The sequence below is a fragment of the Flavobacterium sp. Flavsp81 genome, assembly GCF_059491325.1.
Genome location: NZ_CP168505.1, coordinates 3,296,826 through 3,317,432, shown reverse-complemented (window position 1 = coordinate 3,317,432; position 20,607 = coordinate 3,296,826). Strand labels below are relative to the sequence as shown.

6 protein-coding genes are annotated in these 20,607 nt (G+C 37.8%); 4 read left to right on the top strand and 2 right to left on the bottom strand.

The window, feature by feature from the left end; all coding sequences use genetic code 11:
- Nucleotides 1–2: 2 nt before the first annotated feature.
- Entirely contained in the window at nucleotides 3–1,040 is a 1,038-nt protein-coding gene (locus ACEN92_RS13835; RefSeq protein WP_495638942.1) for an NADP(H)-dependent aldo-keto reductase, read from the bottom strand.
- Between the two features lie 514 nt (nucleotides 1,041–1,554).
- Between ACEN92_RS13835 and ACEN92_RS13830 the strand changes: the two genes are divergently transcribed.
- Nucleotides 1,555–6,576: a DUF8693 domain-containing protein gene (locus ACEN92_RS13830; RefSeq protein WP_495638941.1), complete on the top strand. Its 5,022-nt coding sequence runs from the start codon at nucleotides 1,555–1,557 to the stop codon at nucleotides 6,574–6,576.
- Nucleotides 6,577–6,693: 117 nt separating this feature from the next.
- Here ACEN92_RS13830 and ACEN92_RS13825 read toward each other — a convergent pair whose 3' ends face one another.
- Nucleotides 6,694–7,149 (bottom strand): regulatory protein RecX, encoded by a 456-nt coding sequence (locus ACEN92_RS13825; RefSeq protein ID WP_495638940.1) that lies wholly within the window; start codon nucleotides 7,147–7,149, stop codon nucleotides 6,694–6,696.
- Between the two features lie 642 nt (nucleotides 7,150–7,791).
- On the opposite strand from ACEN92_RS13825, the gene ACEN92_RS13820 reads away from it, so the two are divergent.
- The 3 genes from ACEN92_RS13820 (at nucleotide 7,792) to ACEN92_RS13810 (ending at nucleotide 20,417) form a co-directional block, all read left to right on the top strand.
- Nucleotides 7,792–8,688: a DUF8693 domain-containing protein gene (locus ACEN92_RS13820; protein WP_495638939.1), complete on the top strand. Its 897-nt coding sequence runs from the start codon at nucleotides 7,792–7,794 to the stop codon at nucleotides 8,686–8,688.
- Nucleotides 8,689–9,761: 1,073 nt separating this feature from the next.
- Nucleotides 9,762–14,858, top strand: coding sequence for a DUF8693 domain-containing protein (locus ACEN92_RS13815; RefSeq protein ID WP_495638938.1), 5,097 nt, complete (start codon nucleotides 9,762–9,764; stop codon nucleotides 14,856–14,858).
- A gap of 240 nt (nucleotides 14,859–15,098) precedes the next feature.
- Nucleotides 15,099–20,417, top strand: coding sequence for a DUF8693 domain-containing protein (locus tag ACEN92_RS13810; RefSeq protein ID WP_495638937.1), 5,319 nt, complete (start codon nucleotides 15,099–15,101; stop codon nucleotides 20,415–20,417).
- Nucleotides 20,418–20,607: the final 190 nt, after the last annotated feature.

Below are 20,607 nucleotides of genomic sequence, written 5' to 3'. Positions count from 1 at the left end.
AATTATGGAGCCGGATCCGGAATAATAGTTTGAACTGCATCAATTTCTGCCAGGATTTCATTTGAAAGTACGATATCAATTGTGGCAATGTTTTCTTTTAATTGTTCCATTGTTGTGGCGCCAATGATAGCACTTGTTAAAAATGGCTGCTGCAATACAAAACCCAAAGCCAATTCGGTTAATGTCAAACCGTGTTTATTTGCAATTTCCTGATATAAACGGGTAGCTTGTGTGCTTTCGTCACTATTGTAACGCTTGTATTGTGGAAAAAGATTGATTCTCGCGTTTGGAAGCGGTTCACCAGTTAAGAACTTACCGGTTAAGACTCCAAATGCTAAAGGAGAATACGCCAATAAACCCACTTTTTCATGCATTGATACTTCTGCAGAACCAACTTCGAAAAGGCGGTTTAATAATGAATAAGGATTTTGAATGGTTTTGATTCTTGGGAGATTCTGATACTTGCTTTCTTCAAGAAAACGCATCATTCCCCAGGGATTTTCGTTTGAAACACCGATGTGTTTTATTTTTCCTTCTTTAATAAGCCCGTCAAAAGTTTCTAATACTTCCCTAAAATTATCTTCCCACATTTCGTCCTGAACTTTAAATCCCCGTTGCCCAAAACAATTGGTTTTTCGTTCCGGCCAGTGTAGCTGATATAAATCAATATAGTCTGTCTGCAGCCTTTTTAAACTGTTTTCTAAAGCATATTTTACACTCGCAGGTGAAAAATCGCCTTTTTCGCGCATATAGGTAAAATTTGGATTTGGTCCTGCAATTTTAGAAGCCAAAACAACTTTGTCACGATTCCCAGTTTTTTTAAACCAGGTGCCAATTATTCTCTCTGTACTTCCGTAAGTTTCTTTTCGGGCAGGAACAGAATACATTTCGGCAGTGTCAAAAAAGTTTACCCCTTTTTCAAGCGCATAATCCATCTGTTGGTGTCCTTCGGCTTCTGAGTTTTGCTCACCGAAGGTCATGGTGCCCAGGCAAATTTTACTGACTTCTATATTGGTATTGGGTAAAGTTGTGTATTTCATTTTTTTGAATGCAAGTGTTAATATGTCTCAAAGGTACGACCGTATTTTTTAAATGAAAAAAAATGAAAAGTTAAAAAACCCAAAAGCTTTTTCTTCCAAATTATAATTGCTTTTAATTAAAAAAAAGTTTTTCAAAACTAAAATTACCCAGACGTTTCTTGTTTCAACTTGTATTAATTTACTTATAAACGAACGCCTTACAGGCATTTGGCAGAGTAGGATATTACTGGGTTTTTTCTGTTTTTTTATTCGGAAAAAGGCAGTTCATCGGCTAAAATTCCAGTTCATCTAAAACTTCAAAAATTTCGCAAATATGTATTATTTCAGGATTAATTTTACACATTATTACGTAAGGATAATTAATAAAAAATACAGATCTATTGCCTGATTTTTTTGTGTAGACAGATTGATTGAAAATCTTAAAATTAGATTTTTTGTTACTATCAAAAAATTATAGGATGTTAAAAAAATTAATAGCCAGAAATTATCTTTTACAGAATTTAAAATTTTTTATATGAAGAAAATTCTACTTATTTTATTTGTGAGCCTGTTCCAAAATTTCATTTTTGGCGCCACGATTACCAGTACAGGGACCGGTGGAAACTGGAATGCAACAAGCTCCTGGGTTGGTGGTGTTGTTCCGACAGCGACAGATGATGTAATAATTGCATCCGGAAGTACAGTAATTGTGACAGCAGATGCGTCTGCAAAAAGTATCAGTGTTTCCGGTGGTGTATTAACAATAAATGATAATAAAATATTAACTGTATATGGGAATGTTAATGTTAGTAGTGGAGGAGAGTTTAATGCAGGTACCGGCAATAGTGACAGTGCAATAATTAAAGTATATGGTAATTTTACAAATCTCGGGACTGCTAATTTTTGGAAAAGTATTGTTGTAATTGCAGGTAATCTGAGTACCACCAGTACAATTTTGCAAAATAATGGTAATATAATAGTTGGAGGTAATGTTTCAGGTGTTATTGATGGTAGTGGCAGTGGAACGGTTTATCCTGTAGATCCGAATGCAGTAGTTACGTCTACCGGATCTGCAGACGAGAAAGCAGCAGGTACTAAACCAACAGATCCGGTATTAGTTGCTTTGATGAATGAAGTTATTTATGGAGGAAATTGTTCATTTACAGTCAACGATATTACAAATGTTTCTACTTGTTCGGGCTTAAATGCTGTTTTTACTGTTAGCACTAGTGGAGCTTCATCACCTGCATACCAGTGGCAGATTAATAAAAATGATGGTAATGGATGGGTGGATTTAACAAATATTTCCCCTTATTCTACAGTTACCACATCAAGCCTTAATATTACTAATGTTGTCATTGGAATGAGTAATTATCAGTTCAGGGCTAAAATTACTGCTTCTTCTTGTACAAAGAACGGGAATCCAGGGGTATTATCAATAACTCCGGCATCTGTTGGAGGAACTGTTGCAGGAAGCACAACAGTTTGTTCAGGAACAAATAGTACGGTTTTAACATTGTCAGGCCATACAGGAACTATTGTAAAATGGGAGTCTTCATTGAATAATTTTGCAACTGCCGGCACTACAATCGCAAATACAACAACAACATTAACGGTTACAAATTTAAGCGCGACTACTTCATACAGAGCAGTAGTGCGAAGTGGAACTTGTGCGACTGCTAATTCAGTATCAGCTACAATAACAACAGCAACTCAGGCTCCGGCTACGCCAGGAACAATAACAGGAACTGCACCTCAGTGTCCGGTTCTGACAGCGCAGGTTTATTCAATTGGGGCTGTTGCTAACACGAACAGTTATAACTGGATAGTTCCAACAGGATGGGTAATAACAGCAGGTCAAGGGACAACAAGTGTGACTGTTACTACTGGTAATTCATCACAAAGTGGTAATATTTCTGTTTCTGCAACAAATGGATGTGGGACAAGTAATGCTCAATATTTATATGTTGCAATAGATCCTGTGCCATCGGCACCAGGTACAGCAGCACCATATTCGCCTGGTTGTACTCAATTTACTGCTCAATGGGCATATACCAGTTATGCAGCAAAATATTTTCTGGATGTATCGACAAACAGTAGCTTTTCAACATTTGTTTCGGGATATAATAATTTAGATGTTGGGAATGTTTTGAATTACACCTTAACAGGATTGAATCCCGGGACAACTTATTATTACAGAGTTCGTGCCTATAGTAATTGTGGCACCAGTCCTAGTTCTGTAACTATGAATTATGCCACAACAGCTAGTCCAACTACAGCACCAACAGTTTTAGCGGCGACAAACCCGGATTGTAACAGTGCAACACTAAATTGGAATTCAATACCTAATGCAACGGCATATTATTTAGATATAGCTACAGATAGTGGTTTTTCAAACTTTGTAACAAATTACAATAATTTATATATAGGATATTATCCATCTGGTTATTATGCTGGTAGTTTACCAGCGGGAACATTGTATTATAGAGTAAGAGCAACAAACGGTTGTAATGTAACTACTGCAAGTTCTAATACTGTAACTTTTCAAACGACAGCTCCTTTAGGAGGGACAGTTTCTCCTGCTCAAACCATTTGTGCAGGAACGTCTGCTACAAGTAATTTAACATTAAGCGGATATACAACTATAAATACAGCAATAACGAATTGGCAAAGTGCCAGCGATGCAGCGTTTACAACTAATGTATCTTATATTTCTGAAACAACTAATGTTTTGTCTATTGCTAAAATAGGTGTTTTAAATGTTAATACTTATTTTAGGGCTGTTGTGCAAAATCAATTCGGATCCTGGTGTACATCATATTCTGCACCTGTTTTAATAACGGTTAATAATTCAATTTCGGCCGCTTCATCAAGTCCTGTGCCTTGTGTTAATACAGCAATGACCACTATTACTCATACAACGAGTGGTTTTACAGGAATAGGAACTCCAACAAATTTACCTGCCGGGGTAACTGCATCTTTTGCATCAAATACTGTAACAATTAGTGGAACTCCGACAGCTTCGGGAACTTTTAATTATACTATCCCATTAACGGGAGGCAGTTGTGGATCGGGTACAGCTAATGCAACCGGAACAATTACGGTTAGGGCTTTATTTACATCGGGAACTATATCTGCTGCAGGAGAGACAATTTGCAGTAATACAATTCCAACTGCAACTATAGGGAGTACTGTAGCTGCAAGCGGAGGAGATACTGCTATCACTTATCAATGGCAATATAGTACAGATAATACTTTTGCGACAGGAGTAACTACGGTTAGCAATAATACAGCAACTTATAAACCTACACAAACATTAACGCAAACGACTTATTATCGCCGTCAGGCTAAGGATGGAAGCTGTAATACAACATACACTAGTTCAGCAAATGTTTGGACAATAAATATTACTTCTGCTAATACAATAACTTTAAGTTCTGCAGCAGGAACAGATTCGCAAACAAAATGTATTAATACAGTAATAACTAATATCACGTACACAACTACCGGAGCTACAGGAGCAACTTTTTCAGGTTTGCCAACAGGAGTAAACGGTTCCTGGTCAGGTAATGTGGTAACGATTAGCGGAACTCCTACAGTTTCAGGAACTTTTAGTTACACTATTACATTAACAGGCGGTTGCGGGACAGTTACTAAAACGGGAACAATTATAGTAGATACTTTAAATGCTCCATCTCTGGGTACAATAACTTCTCCAACTTGTTCGGTACTTACAGGAAGTGTTGTATTAACAGGTTTGCCAACAGGCAGCTGGACTTTAAACAGAGCCGGTACTTCAACAGCGATAACAGCTGGTACAGGATCAACTACTACAATTTCGGGACTTGCTCCTGGAACATATACATTTACGGTTTCAAACGTAACTTGTACTTCTGATCCTTCTTTACCCTTAAATATTACGCAAACAACTAATACCTGGGATGGTGTAAAATGGTCAAAAACAGGAAATGTTACACCGCCAACATCAGATGATATAATTGTTTTTGAAGGTAATTATACATCATCCGGAGATTTAAATGGATGCAGCTGTATTGTAAATTCAGGGGCTGTTACTATACAATCGGGTCATACATTAACGATTGCAAATGGAGTAAATATTAATGGTGGTACTTTAACATTTGACAATAATGCCAGTTTACTACAAACTAATAATGTAACAAATACGGGAAGTATCATCTACAAGCGCAATTCTGCACCGATGAAAAATTTCGATTATACGTATTGGTCATCCCCCGTAGCAGGACAGACCCTGTTTAATCTGTCGCCTAATACGCTGTCAGATAAATATATGTCCTATTCAGGGACTGGCTGGCAAATAAGTTATGGAGGAACAGCAGTTATGCAGCCCGGAATCGGGTATATTATCAGGACCCCTAAAGGAGGAACCTGGCCTGCCCCTTATCCCGAAGTAGTTGCATTTCCTTATTCCCAGCCTGTTCAGTTTAAAGGAGTGCCGAATAACGGTAATATTACAAGCAGTCAATCGATGGCAACCGGAAAATTCTACCTGATAGGAAACCCATATCCCTCGGCACTTGATGCATATGATTTTCTGTTTACTAATACTAATAACCATACTGTTTTAAACGGAACCATTTATTTCTGGACACATAATACTGCAGTTACCAGTTTAAAATATACCTCGGACGATTATGCATCTTATAACGCACTGGGAGGTGTAACAGCAACATCTGGAGGATCAGAACCATTAGGTTATATAGCTGCCGGACAATCCTTTTTTGCAAGTGCAAAGGCTAATGGAACAGTAGAGTTTGATAATTCGATGCGTGCAGCTGGGGATAATGGGAATAATGCCCAGTTTTTTAAACCCGGAAAAACTGCTAAAACTGCAAAATTAGAAAGACATCGTTTATGGCTGAACATGACCAATACTGGAGGTGCATTTAAGCAAACCCTGATTGGTTATGCAGAAGGTGCAACAAATACCTATGATGATAATTTTGACGGACTGACTTTTGACGGAAACAGTTATTTGGACTTGTATAGTATCAATGGTACAGACAACCTGACCATCCAGGGACGTGCCTTGCCATTTACCGATACAGATATTGTTCCTTTGGGATATCGCTCAACAGTTGCGGGCAGTTTTACCATTGCAATAAATAAGACAGATGGCGCATTGGCCAATCAAAGGATTTATCTGGAAGACAAACAAACCGGTACGATCAATGATTTAACGGCACAAAATTATACCTTCAGCTCAACAGTGGGAACATTCAATAATCGATTTGTATTGCGATATACCAACAAAACATTAGGCACAGGCGATTTCGAAACCGTTGAAAACCAGATTACGGTTGTGAGCCAGGATAAAGTAATTGTGATAAGTTCACCAACAGAAAACCTATCCCAAATCTTTATTTATGATGTTTCGGGCAAACAATTGTATAAGAAACAAAATGTAAGCAATGTAGAATTATCGATTGAAAACTTAGCATTTGCAGAACAGGTTCTGCTGGTAAAAGTAGTTCTGGAAAATGGTTACACAACTACGAAAAAATTGATCTTCAAATAGCATAATCTTTATAATTTTAGAAAATCCGATAATGAAAGTTATCGGATTTTTGTTTTAAAGGTGTTTTGACATAATAACTTATATAAACTTTAATTTAAACAGTAGACAAGTTTTAATTCATTTTTCAAAACCTTTTACTTTGTCATAAACAAAATTACTTTCGTAACCTCTTCTCATCATATAATCGCAAAATTTCTTTCTTTTTTTAAGTGGATTTCTTTCCGTTAAATTATCCCAACATCTTTGAGAAAGCTGTTCAAAAGTAGTTTCGTATTCTTCAGGAGAAATTTCTTTTAGAGCCAAATTAATGTTGGTTGTGGAAATGTGTCTGGCTTTGAGTTCGTTTATAATTCTAATTTTTCCCCATTGTTTAATACGATGTTTCCCTCGGGCGAAGCTGCAGGCAAATCGCGTTTCATTCAAAAAATTGGTGTTAATGAGTTGTACAACGATATTATCTATTTCGTCGTGGGTCATTTTCAGGCTGTATAATTTATTTACAACCTCATCATGGCAGCGCTCTTGATAGGCACAGAAATGTTCTAATTTTTGTACTGCTTCTTTAATGGTCATAATTAAAATCTGTTTAAAATATGAACTATTCTATATCAGAGCAAATGTAAATTTAAAAAAGGATTGCTGCTAATTTTTGTAAAACATGAAATAATTCTTTTAAATGAAATTATTTAGTTTGGCGGCGGTGGTGAAAGCGGCGGTGTATATGATAGAATTACACTGTGTCAACCTCAAGAAACAATATTAAGTTATAATGCAGGAGCAGGTGTTGCAGCTAATGAAGCAATGGACTTAATGCAACCACTAAAAATTGATATTTCAAATAAGTTGACAATGTTCCTAAGAGTGTGCAAATGTTCTAATTTTTTTAATCCTGCTTCATAGTCATAAATAGAAATTTTATTTACATGTACGAAATAATTAAGCTAATAAGTAAGAATTTTTTTTAAAAACAATTTTAATTAAAATTTTATGAAATATACATTAAATAGAGTAATATTTTATAAAATTAACACTAATAGCCAATTTTTTTTATTATATTTGAAATATAAGATCTGTAACTATTTGTATTATTTTGCTCAATTCTTGAGAAAAATAGTTCCTGATTAATCTTTCTCTCTGCCAGTAAATTTTTAAAAGCCTCTATTAGTGAATATTACCAAAAATTAATTGCTTTTTTAATCTTTTAAACCTGCTGTTATGAGACTGAAATCTTCCTTATTCGTGCTATTTGTTTTTTGTAATATGTGGACTCAGTCCAAGAATTTTTCTTCAATACCAAGTTCTGATATTTTTACGAAGTCGGAGAACGATGTTGCTATGACAAATACAAACGGAACTGTCATGCTAAATAGAACTGAAATATCCGGCAATCAGAATCAGTCCTTTAAACCCAATGCTAGTTCAAAAACAACAGCTGTAGAAAGACATCGTTTATGGCTTAATATGACAAATACAGAAGGAGCTTTCAAACAGTTGTTAGTTGGTTATATTCAGGGCGCTACCAATGGATATGACAGTGATTTTGATGGAATAAGCATGAATGCGAATGCATTTATTGATTTTTATAGTGTTAACTTAGGCAGTAACCTGGTTATTCAGGGACGTGCACTGCCCTTTACTTCAACTGATGTTGTGCCATTAGGATATCGTTCAGTTATTGCGGGAGAGTTTACTATTTCGATAGATAAAGCAGATGGACAACTTGCTAGTCAGGCAATTTTTTTGGAAGATAAACTTACTAATACTCTTAATGATTTAAGAAAAGGAGGTTATACTTATACCACCGAAATTGGTGTTTTTAATAATAGATTTGTTTTGAGATACAAAAATGAATCATTAGGTGTAGGAGAAATAGAAACCACTAAAGATAACATCTTCATTTCTAATAAAAATAAAATTATTAATATAGATGCTGTCAAAATGATTAATAATGTTCTGGTTTTTGATGCATCGGGTAAATTGTTGTATCGCAAAGAAAAAATAAATAATAATCAGTTTTCAACAGAAGAATTGGGTTCGTCTGAACAAATTTTATTAGTAAGAGTTTCTTTGGAAAATGGTTACGATGAAACACAAAAAATTATATTAAGGTGATTTGAGAATTTCATCTTAAAAAAGTTTCAGATTAGATCCAGTATTCTGGCTATCTCAACTTATAATGTATTAATGGCTACATTTCTGTTATACTCAATTTTAATGAGTATTTAATTTCACTTCATAAAATACTATCTGAATTAAACGCTTTTTCCCATCCCGAAAGGCAAACAGCTGTATGTAAATTTTTCTTCGCTCATTCTTTTGCAGATTTAATTTTTTTTTTTTGCAGAATTGTTTTCTGTCTGGCTAATAATCTTTTTATTACTGTTCTTGAATTCTCATTGCCAATTGAAATCAATTCATTTTGAGGAAAAATTCAGCTTACTTTACACTAATTCATAATACAAGAAAAATCATATATTTTTATCATAAACTTGTGATAAAAATATTATAGTAGGATAGCTATCTCTAAAATTGATGACAGAAGTGTTGTTTTTACACCTAATTTGTGATATTTTTGCCCCGAAATTTAATAGTCTTAATAATAAGAAAAGCATTAGTTTAGTTTTGTAAAATTTTGACGGGTAATGCATTATGTAAAATGGTTTTGCAATGGAGTGATTTAAATCACCCGTTTGGATGAGAATATTAAATAAACTCAGCAGAGAAATAGTTCAAAATCTTTATTTATGCTGTTAAACAATTTGCATAACAGATCTATTGATAAAAAATAATTCCGGAAAACAGCTACAATATTGCTAAAAAAATAACATTTAAGTAAGAATTTAATTTCATAAAAAATTTAAATTGTAAAACATAGGAAGCATATCGAATAAATATGCATTTAATCGAATTTGAATAAAAACAAGTTGCAGAACGATTACTTTTGTTATATAATATGTCATTTTTAAGTTAATGTTTTGGATTCTAGTGTTATAGCTATTAGAGATTATTAGTTCAAAGGAAAATGCCAAAAAACACCCCAAATCAAGTTTAATATAATACCACAACCTACCATGATACAAAAACTACTTTTGTTCTTTCTTTCCGTATTTTTTTATTTTTTTTCCGGTAATAAACCATTTTTTCCTTCTCTGAAATGGATGTGCTTTTTTTTATTGACATTTCAAATGAGCTTTGGTCAGTCGTGTAATGTTGTTAAAACCGGCGATTTTACGGGAAGTATTAATGCAACAAACTGGTCTGCCCAAACTGATTTAACAGGTTGGCACTATTCTGCTGCCTGGGCTCCTAATGAAGCTTATATAGAGGCAGATGGTGTAACTAATGTGTCTCTTAAACAAAGTTTAACAGGCCTGATTGGTAGCTCTTTAACTCTTTCCTTTAAAATTAAAGGACAAAATGCAAATCGTTCAGCAGTTTGTCCTACAACAGCGACGCTTATAATAAAAGTAGGCGGTACTACTTATATGACGATTACAAATCCGATAAATAATTCTCAAATCGTTGCTAATGCCACTTATATTACTACGTCTGGAGGTGCTACATATACAACGACAGGCTTTCCTATAACTGTAGCGGGTGCAAGTTCAAGTGATATAACTCAGGGAACAATAACACTTACAATTCCTTGGGTGCCAGCGATTGCAACAACAGGAGATATTGAGTTTGTAGCTACAACTTCAAATACACTTTCCGGATCTTGTACTGCATGGGGAGGTGATGACTGGTTTCTTGATGATATTTCGGTTATTGCTGCTAATCCAACTAGTTTCAATATGACCGGAACAAGTGTTTGTGCAGGCAGTACTGCTACGATTGGGCTTAATGGTTCGCAACTTGGGGTAAATTATCAATTGCAAATAGGAGGTTCAAATACTGGAGCTGTCGTACCTGGAACTGGTTCAGCAATTAGTTTTGGAAATCAAACAGCAACAGGTGTTTATACTGTAGTGGCTACAGCCGGATCTACCACGTGTACAACAACAATGGCAGGAAGTGTATCCATTAGCCCTTTTTTACCGGCTTCAGTAAGTATTGCTGCTTCTCCATCCGGAGCTATTTGCTATGGAACTTCAGTAACATTTACTGCAACCCCAACCAATGGCGGAACAACACCGGTTTATCAATGGAAATTAAACGGAGCAAATGTTGGAGCAAATTCGGCGACTTATACTAATACTACTTTACTAAACAGTGATGTTGTATCTTGTGAAATGACTTCAAATGCTACTCCCTGTTTAACAGGAAGCCCTGCTACATCAAATTCAATTACGATGATATCAGGTGGTCCAACAGTCACTGGAGTAACCATCTGTGCAGGAGGTTCAGGATCTTTGACTTCTTCATATATTTGTGCTAATGGAGGTAATCAAACCTCAGGACCTAATAATCCTGGAACAGTTATTTCAGATACAGCAACTCCAGTTCCAGGTGTAATTGTATGGAGTAATCCTGGAAATATTACTGCAACTGGAACCCCATATGCAACTGCTACTACTCTAAGTACAGGAGATGTTACCAGATATCTTAAAGGAACGAATTATCTCTTTTCAATTCCGAGTAATGCAACTATTGTAGGAATTACTGCGGTAATTAATCGTAAAACAGATGGTGCTAATATAACAGATAATTCTGTAAGAATCGTGAAAGGCGGTACTATTAGTGGTACTGATCAATCAAGTGGTTCTACTTGGAATGGTAGTACATTTGCAACTGCTACTTTTGGAGGTTCGGGTAATTTATGGGGAACTACATGGACTGCAGCGGATATAAATAGTAATACTTTTGGAGTTGCTCTTTCAGCAAAAACGGCCACTAATACAGACAGAGTGCTTAGTGTGGATTATATGCAAATTACTATTACCTATACAGTTCCAGGTTCTATAGATTGGTATACAGTTTCTTCGGGAGGAACATCAATAGGTTCGGGTTCTTCTTTCAATCCGGTTGGAGTGGCAAATTCTGGATTAGCAAATACGAATACAGCCGGTACAACTACTTATTATGCAGAATGCTCTTCAAATCCGGGATGTCGTACTCCCGCAACATTTGTTATTAATGCAAGTCCCACTATAGCTGCGATTTCATCACCTGCGGCATTGTGCTCAGGAGGTTCATTGAATCCTTCCGCACCAACGGTTACCGCCAACGGCTCTACAGTTACGGCATCGGGCTGGCAATTGGAGACCACAGTTGGAGGAGGTTCATATGCAAATTTGACTGTTCCTTATACGGTTGCCTTTGCCGATAATGGAAAAAGAATCAGGTATTATGCTGCCAACGGTTGTGGTACGACAAATAGTAATGCAGCAGCAATAACAATAAATGATGTTCCTGCCATAGCTGCGATTTCATCACCTGCGGCATTGTGCTCAGGAGGTTCGTTGAATCCTTCCGCGCCAACGGTTACCGCCAACGGCTCTACAGTTACGGCATCGGGCTGGCAATTGGAGACGACAGTTGGAGGAGGTGCATATGCAAATTTGACTGTTCCTTATACGGTTGCCTTTGCCGATAATGGAAAAAGAATCAGGTATTATGCTGCCAACGGTTGTGGTACGACAAATAGTAATGCAGCAGCAATAACAATAAATGATGTTCCTGCTATAGCTGCGATTTTGTCACCTGCGGCATTGTGCTCAGGAGGTTCATTGAATCCTTCCGCGCCAACGGTTACCGCCAACGGCTCTACAGTTACGGCATCGGGCTGGCAGTTGGAGACCACAGTTGGAGGAGGTGCATATGCAAATTTGACTGTTCCTTATACAGTTGCCTTTGCCGATAATGGAAAAAGAATCAGGTATTATGCTGCCAACGGTTGTGGTACGACAAATAGTAATGCAGCAGCAATAACAATAAATGATGTTCCTGCTATAGCTGCGATTTCATCACCTGCGGCATTGTGTTCAGGAGGTTCGTTGAATCCTTCCGCGCCAACAGTTACCGCCAACGGCTCTACAGTTACGGCATCGGGCTGGCAGTTGGAGACCACAGTTGGAGGAGGTTCATATGCAAATTTGACTGTTCCTTATACGGTTGCCTTTGCCGATAATGGAAAAAGAATCAGGTATTATGCTGCCAACGGTTGTGGTACGACAAATAGTAATGCAGCAGCAATAACAATAAATGATGTTCCTGCTATAGCTGCGATTTCAGCACCTGCAGCATTGTGTTCAGGAGGTTCATTGAATCCTTCCGCGCCAACGATTACCGCCAACGGCTCTACAGTTACGGCATCGGGCTGGCAATTGGAGACGACAGTTGGAGGAGGTTCATATGCAAATTTGACTGTTCCTTATACAGTTGCGTTTGCCGATAATGGAAAAAGAATCAGGTATTATGCTGCCAACGGTTGTGGTACGACAAATAGTAATGCGGTAGCCATAACAGTAAACCAAAACCCTTCGGTTCCTACAGTAGGTACAATAACAAATGTTAGTTGTTCTGCGGGAGGGAGTGTAGTTCTAAACGGCTTACCAAGCGGCAGCTGGACCATTAATCAATCGGGAACAGCAATAATAAGTTATAGCAGCAATACCAGCAGTTATACAGTTACCGGATTAGCTGTGGGCAGTTATACATTTACAGTAACGAATGCCAACGGATGTTATTCTTCAGCAACAGCAATAATACCTATTACAGACGCTTCCAGTACTACCTGGAATGGAATCGCGTGGAGTAATGGCACACCTGATGCAACGAAGAATGCCATAATCACATCGGTAACTCCAAATTCTCCTTTCACGGCAGATTTAAGTGCTTGTGCCTTGACTATCAATAATAGCAGTGGTGTGGTTACTGTACCTTCAGGAATAACCTTGACAATAATCAATGAAGTAACAGTTGCTACCGATTATAATTTGGTTTTTGAGAACAATGCAAGTTTGGTACAAATAAATAATGTAACAAACTTAGGAAAAATTATCTATAAGCGAACTTCAGCTCCGATGAAAAATTTTGATTATACGTATTGGTCATCCCCTGTAGCAGGACAGACCCTGTTTAATCTGTCGCCTAATACATTAGGGGATAAATACATGTCTTATTCAGGGACTGGCTGGCAGATAAGTTACGGAGGAACAGCTGTTATGCAGCCGGGAATTGGTTATATTATCAGAACCCCAAAAGGAGGGACCTGGCCTGCCCCGTATCCTGAAGTAGTTTCATTTCCATATTTTCAACCTGTTCAATTTAAGGGGGTGCCGAATAATGGAAATATCACAAGCAGTCAATCAATGTTAAATGGAAAATTCTATCTGATAGGAAATCCATATCCTTCTGCTCTTGCTGCAGACGATTTTTTATCTGATAATAATACTGTTTTAAATGGAACCATTTATTTATGGACACATAATACAGCTATTGCCAGCTTAAAATATACCTCGGACGATTATGCTTCCTATAATGGCGTGGGAGGTGTAGCAACATCAGGTGGAGCAAAGCCATTGGGTTACATTGCTGCCGGACAATCTTTTTTTGCCAGTGCAAAAGCCAATGGAAATGCAGCGTTTAATAATTTGATGCGTTTAGGAGGGAACAATACCCAGTTTTTTAAACCTGGCAAAACATCGAAGACAGCAAAATTAGAAAAGCATCGTTTATGGCTTGATATGACCAATGCAGCAGGTGCCTTCAAACAAACCCTGATTGGTTATGTTGAAGGTGCAACAAATACCTATGATGATAATTTTGACGGACTGACTTTTGACGGAAACAGTTATTTAGACCTGTATAGTATTAATGGTACAGATAACCTGACCATTCAGGGACGTGCATTGCCATTTGTTGATACTGATGTTGTTCTATTGGGCTATCGTTCAACAGTTGCGGGCAGTTTTACCATTGCAATAAATCAGGCAGATGGGGCATTGGCTAATCAAAAGATTTATCTGGAAGACAAACAAACTGGTACGATCAACGAATTAACGGCACAAAATTATACTTTTAACACAACAGTCGGAACATTTAATAATCGATTTGTATTGCGATATACCAATAAGATATTAGGTACTGGCGATTTTGAAACAGCTGAAAACGAAATCACGGTTGTGAGTCAGGATAAGGCTATTGTGATAAGCTCATCTACAGAAGAGTTAGACAAAGTGTTTATTTATGATGTTTCCGGGAAACAATTGTATGAAAAACAAAGTGTAGACAATATTCAATTATCGGTTCAGCACCTGCCATTTGCACAACAGGTTCTGCTGGTAAAAGTAGTTCTGGAAAATGGTTACACAACTACTAAAAAATTGATATTTAAATAAGAATTTAATTTCATAAAAATTTTAAATTGTAAAAGACAGGGAGTACATCGAATAAATATGTATTTAATCGAATTTGTATAAAAACTACTTGCAGAACTGTTACTTTTGTCTATAATATATCACTTTTGAGTCTAATGTTTTAATTTCTAATGTTATAGATTTTGCGATCATTAGCTTAAATCAAAATATCAAAAATACCCCAAAAACAAATTTTAAAAATATAAATACCACATTACCTACATGATTCAAAAATTATTTTTGTTCGTCTTTTCTCTGTTTTTTAATTTTCCCCACACTAAGAAATTATTACTTTATACATTTTTATTTATCGGCCTTGGACTGGAGAGTGGGTATGGCCAGACAAATACATGGACTGGTACTACCAGTACTGCCTGGAATACGACAACAAACTGGTCTTTGAATCTTGTGCCAACAGCTGCACATGATGTTGTAATACCCAATGTTACTAATAAACCAACTATTTCGGTTGCTGGAGCAGTTTGTAATACACTTAGCATAAATAATATTTTAGGAGGAAGTACAAATACTTTGACAATTACTTCTTCTGGGACTTTGGTTGTAACAGGGGCAATAACAATGATACCACCAACAGCCGGAACAATAAATACAACGATAGCTGTAGGAACGGGTAGTTTAACAGCTGCTTCTGTAACTATGAATGATTCCGGTAATAATAATAGAGATTGTATATTATCTCTTTCTACTGGAACTATAAATAGTAGTGGTAACCTAACAATGGATGGTGTTTCAGCTAGAAATCAGGTGACCTTTTCAGGAACTGGAACATTAAACATTGGTGGGACTATGACTGGAGGTGGGTTAACACCATCAACCGGGACTGTTAATTATAACAATTCTGGTGCTCAAACTGTAGGAGCATATACTTACAACAATTTAATTCTTTCAGGTTCAGGTACTAAAACTTTTGCTGCTATTACTACAGTAAGTGGTAATTGGTCTATGATATCGGGTACTTTGGCTAATTTGGGCGGATTTACTCACACTGCAGGAACTCTTGTTTTGGGTGGTGCGGGACCCCTTTTAAGCTCTTGGGGATCTACAACATCGGGTGCAGTTAACACAACAAATGATTATTTTACAGGTACTGGAAGAATCAATGTTTCTTCGGCTCCTTATCCTGCTATTGATAATAATTATGCTTCTTATACTAGCGGTGTTACTGGTCAGGTAGCGGGTACTCAAGGTGAATATGCAGATCCACCTGCAAATACGCTCCCGGGATCATTAACTCTTTCTGCTCCGGCAGGTTCTGCTTTTATCAATGTTAAGTTTGCGAGTTATGGCAGCCCTGGGGGAACCTCTCCAAATTTTACAATAGGAAGTTGTCATGCGTTTAATAGCAGAACGGTAACGACAGGTTTATTAGGTCAAAATATAGCAACTATTCCAGCCTCAGGATCTTTTAATGCTACTTTTGGAGATCCTTGTTATGGTATAGTAAAATCGTACAACGTTGTAGCTACTTATGCAGAGCCTTTTTGTACTACAAGCGGGGTTCCGGCTATTGTTATAAACGGATCGACACCAACAGGAGGAAATGGTACTTATACCTATTTATGGGAAAAAAGCACAACAGGACATAGCACAGGTTATACACCTGCATCAGGAACAAATAACGCTAAAGATTATACAGTTCCGGTTGGGACATCACAAACTACATGGTATAGAAGAACCGTAACTTCTGGTATTTACTCAGATGCTACAATTGTAATTGTGCAAGTGGTAACAGGACCGCCTACTGTACCTACAGCCTTTACTTCTGCTACTTCTTGTGCAGGTACAACCACGCTATCCGTTAGTGGAGGTTCATTAGGTGGACTGGGAGGTTATGTAGAATTTTCTACAGGTTCATGTGGAGGTACTGTTGTAGGAACATCGAATAGTATACCTGCTACTCTGGTAGTTAGCCCAACCGTTGGTAACACAACCTATTATGTCAGGTATAAAAATGCTTGTGGTAATACAACTTGTCTGTCTACGGTTGCAACAAATACAATTTCAATTGCAGCAGCAAGTACAACGACAGTTTGTTTTAATACAGCCAGTCAAAATGCGTCTCTTACATATACCGCAACAACAGGTACTCCTACTAAATATAGTATAGTTTGGGATACAGCTGCCACAACAGCAGGATTAATAAATCAAACAGATGCATCTTTTACTTTTGTAGCTACAGGAGGAACATTAAATACAATTGCTATTCCTGCAAGTATCCCTGTGGGAACTTATACCGGGACACTTACAGTAAAAAACGGTAGTGGATGTGTGAGTTTTAAGAATAATTTTACTGTAACGATAAATCCAATACCAACGGCATATGCAGTTACCGGTGGTGGTTCATATTGTTCAGGCGGAACAGGAGTTGTGGTTGGCTTAGCTAATTCTACATCAGGAGTTAATTATCAACTACAAATAGGAGGTGTCAATACAGGAAGCGCCGTAGCGGGTACAGGATCGGCAATTAGCTTTGGTCTTCAGACAGCTGCAGGAACTTATACCGTTGTGGCAACAAATGCCACTACCACTTGTACTTCAAATATGACAGGTTCTGTAGCCGTAACAATTAATGCATTGCCAACAGCATATGCAGTTACCGGTGGCGGTTCATATTGTTCAGGCGGTACCGGAGTTGCGGTTGGTTTAGCAAATTCAGCTTCAGGAATCAATTATCAATTACAACTGGGAGGTGTCAATACAGGAAGCACCGTAGCGGGTACAGGATCGGCAATTAGCTTTGGTCTTCAGACAGCTGCAGGCATTTATACCGTTGTGGCAACAAATGCCACCACTACATGTGCTTCAAATATGACAGGTTCTGTCGCAGTAACAATTAATGCATTGCCAACAGCTTATGCAGTTACCGGTGGCGGTTCATATTGTTCAGGCGGTACCGGAGTTGCGGTTGGTTTAGCAAATTCAGCTTCAGGAATCAATTATCAATTACAACTGGGAGGTGTCAATACAGGAAGCGTAGCGGGTACAGGATCGGCAATTAGCTTTGGTCTTCAGACAGCTGCAGGCATTTATACCGTTGTGGCAACAAATGCCACCACTACATGTGCTTCAAATATGACAGGTTCTGTAGCCGTAACAATTAATGCATTGCCAACAGCTTATGCAGTTACCGGCGGCGGTTCATATTGTTCTGGCGGTACCGGCGTTGCGGTTGGTTTAGCAAATTCAGCTTCAGGAATCAATTATCAATTACAACTGGGAGGTGTCAATACAGGAAGCGCCGTAGCGGGTACAGGATCGGCAATTAGCTTTGGTCTTCAGACAGCTGCAGGAACTTATACCGTTGTGGCAACAAATGCCACCACTACATGTGCTTCAAATATGGCAGGTTCTGTCGCAGTAACAATTAATGCATTGCCAACAGTTTATGCAGTTACCGGTGGCGGTTCATATTGTTCAGGCGGTACCGGAGTTGCGGTTGGTTTAGCAAATTCAGCTTCAGGAATCAATTATCAATTACAACTGGGAGGTGTCAATACAGGAAGCGCCGTAGCAGGTACAGGATCGGCAATTAGCTTTGGTCTTCAGACAGCTGCAGGCATTTATACCGTTGTGGCAACAAATGCCACCACTACATGTGCTTCAAATATGACAGGTTCTGTAACCGTAACAATAAATCCAGCACCTTCAGTTCCTACAGTTGGGACTATAACAAATATCGATTGTATCACAAATACTGGCAGTGTAGTTTTAAGTGGTTTGCCAAGTGGCAACTGGACCATTAATCAATCGGGTACTGCAATAACAAGTTACAGCAGCAATACAAGCAGCTATACGGTTACCGGATTAGTTGCAGGCAGTTATGCCTTTAGAGTTAACAATGCCAGCGGATGTCCTTCTTCACCAACGATACCTGTGTCTATCACAGATAGTTCGAGTACTTCCTGGAATGGAATCGCGTGGAGTAATGGCACACCCGATGCAACGAAGAATGCAATAATTACATCAGTAACCCCTAATTCTCCTTTTACGGCAGATTTGAGCGCCTGTGCCTTGACTATCAATAATAGCAGCGGTGTGGTTACTATACCTTCAGGGATTACCCTGACAATAACAAACGGAATTACAGTTTCTACCGATTATAATTTGATTTTCGAGAATAATGCGAGTTTGGTACAAATAAATAATGCAACGAACACAGGGAAAATTATCTACAAGCGCAATTCTGCACCGATGAAAAATTTCGATTATACGTATTGGTCATCCCCCGTAGCAGGACAGACCCTGTTTAATCTGTCGCCTAATACGCTGTCAGATAAATATATGTCCTATTCAGGGACTGGCTGGCAAATAAGTTATGGAGGAACAGCAGTTATGCAGCCCGGAATCGGGTATATTATCAGGACCCCTAAAGGAGGAACCTGGCCTGCCCCTTATCCCGAAGTAGTTGCATTTCCTTATTCCCAGCCTGTTCAGTTTAAAGGAGTTCCCAATAACGGTAATATTACAAGCAGCCAATCGATGGCAACCGGAAAATTCTACCTGATAGGAAACCCATATCCTTCAGCGCTTTATGCTGACGATTTTCTATTTACTAATACTAATAATCACAACGTTGTAAACGGAACCATTTATTTGTGGACACATAATACTGCAGTTACCAGTTTAAAATATACCTCGGACGATTATGCATCTTATAACGCACTGGGAGGTGTAGCAGCAACATCTGGAGGATCAGAACCATTAGGTTATATAGCTGCCGGACAATCCTTTTTTGCAAGTGCAAAGGCAAACGGAACAGTAGAGTTTAATAATTCGATGCGTCCAATAGGAAACAATTCCCAGTTTTTCAAACCCGGAAAAACTGCTAAAGCAGCAAAATTAGAAAGACATCGTTTATGGCTGAACCTGACTAATACTGCTGGTGCATTTAAGCAAACCCTGATTGGTTATGCAGAAGGCGCAACAAACAGTTATGATGATGATTTTGACGGACTGACTTTTGACGGAAACAGCTATTTGGACTTATATAGTATCAATGGTACAGACAACCTGACCATCCAGGGGCGTGCACTGCCATTTACGGATACAGATATTGTTCCTTTGGGATATCGCTCAACAGTTACAGGCAGTTTTACCATTGCAATAAATAAGGCAGACGGGGCATTGGCCAACCAAAGGGTTTATCTGGAAGACAAACAAACCGGTACGATCAATGATTTAACGGCACAAAACTATACTTTTAATACGGCGACCGGAACATTTAATAATCGATTTGTGCTGCGATATACCAACAAAACATTAGGCACAGGCGATTTCGAAACCGTTGAAAACCAGATTACGGTTGTGAGCCAGGATAAAACCATTACAATAAGTTCACCGACAGAAAACTTGTCCACAATCTTTATTTATGATGTTTCGGGCAAACAATTGTATGAAAAACAAAGCGTGGGCAATATCCAATTATCGATTCAGCACCTGCCATTAGCACAACAGGTCCTTTTGGTAAAAGTAGTTCTGGAAAATGGCTACACAACTACGAAAAAATTGATCTTCAAATAGTATAATCTTTATAAATTTAGAAAATCCGATAATGAAAGTTATCGGATTTTTTGTTTTAATAACTAAATGAAGAAATTTCAGTGGCTTTGAATTTATTCACTTTTTATTTAAAAATCACTAAATGTGGGTATTGTAGTGTCTTTTGTTTAATTTTAGATTGCACGTAAATTCTTATTAATAGTAAATATTG

Bases quoted from the DNA above. Each gene is read 5' to 3' on its own strand.
- ACEN92_RS13835 (WP_495638942.1), bottom strand. From the start codon at position 1,040: ATGAAATACACAACTTTACCCAATACCAATATAGAAGTCAGTAAAATT.
- ACEN92_RS13815 (WP_495638938.1), top strand. From the start codon at position 9,762: ATGAGCTTTGGTCAGTCGTGTAATGTTGTTAAAACCGGCGATTTTACG.
- ACEN92_RS13825 (WP_495638940.1), bottom strand. From the start codon at position 7,149: ATGACCATTAAAGAAGCAGTACAAAAATTAGAACATTTCTGTGCCTAT.
- ACEN92_RS13830 (WP_495638941.1), top strand. From the start codon at position 1,555: ATGAAGAAAATTCTACTTATTTTATTTGTGAGCCTGTTCCAAAATTTC.
- ACEN92_RS13820 (WP_495638939.1), top strand. From the start codon at position 7,792: ATGAGACTGAAATCTTCCTTATTCGTGCTATTTGTTTTTTGTAATATG.
- ACEN92_RS13810 (WP_495638937.1), top strand. From the start codon at position 15,099: ATGATTCAAAAATTATTTTTGTTCGTCTTTTCTCTGTTTTTTAATTTT.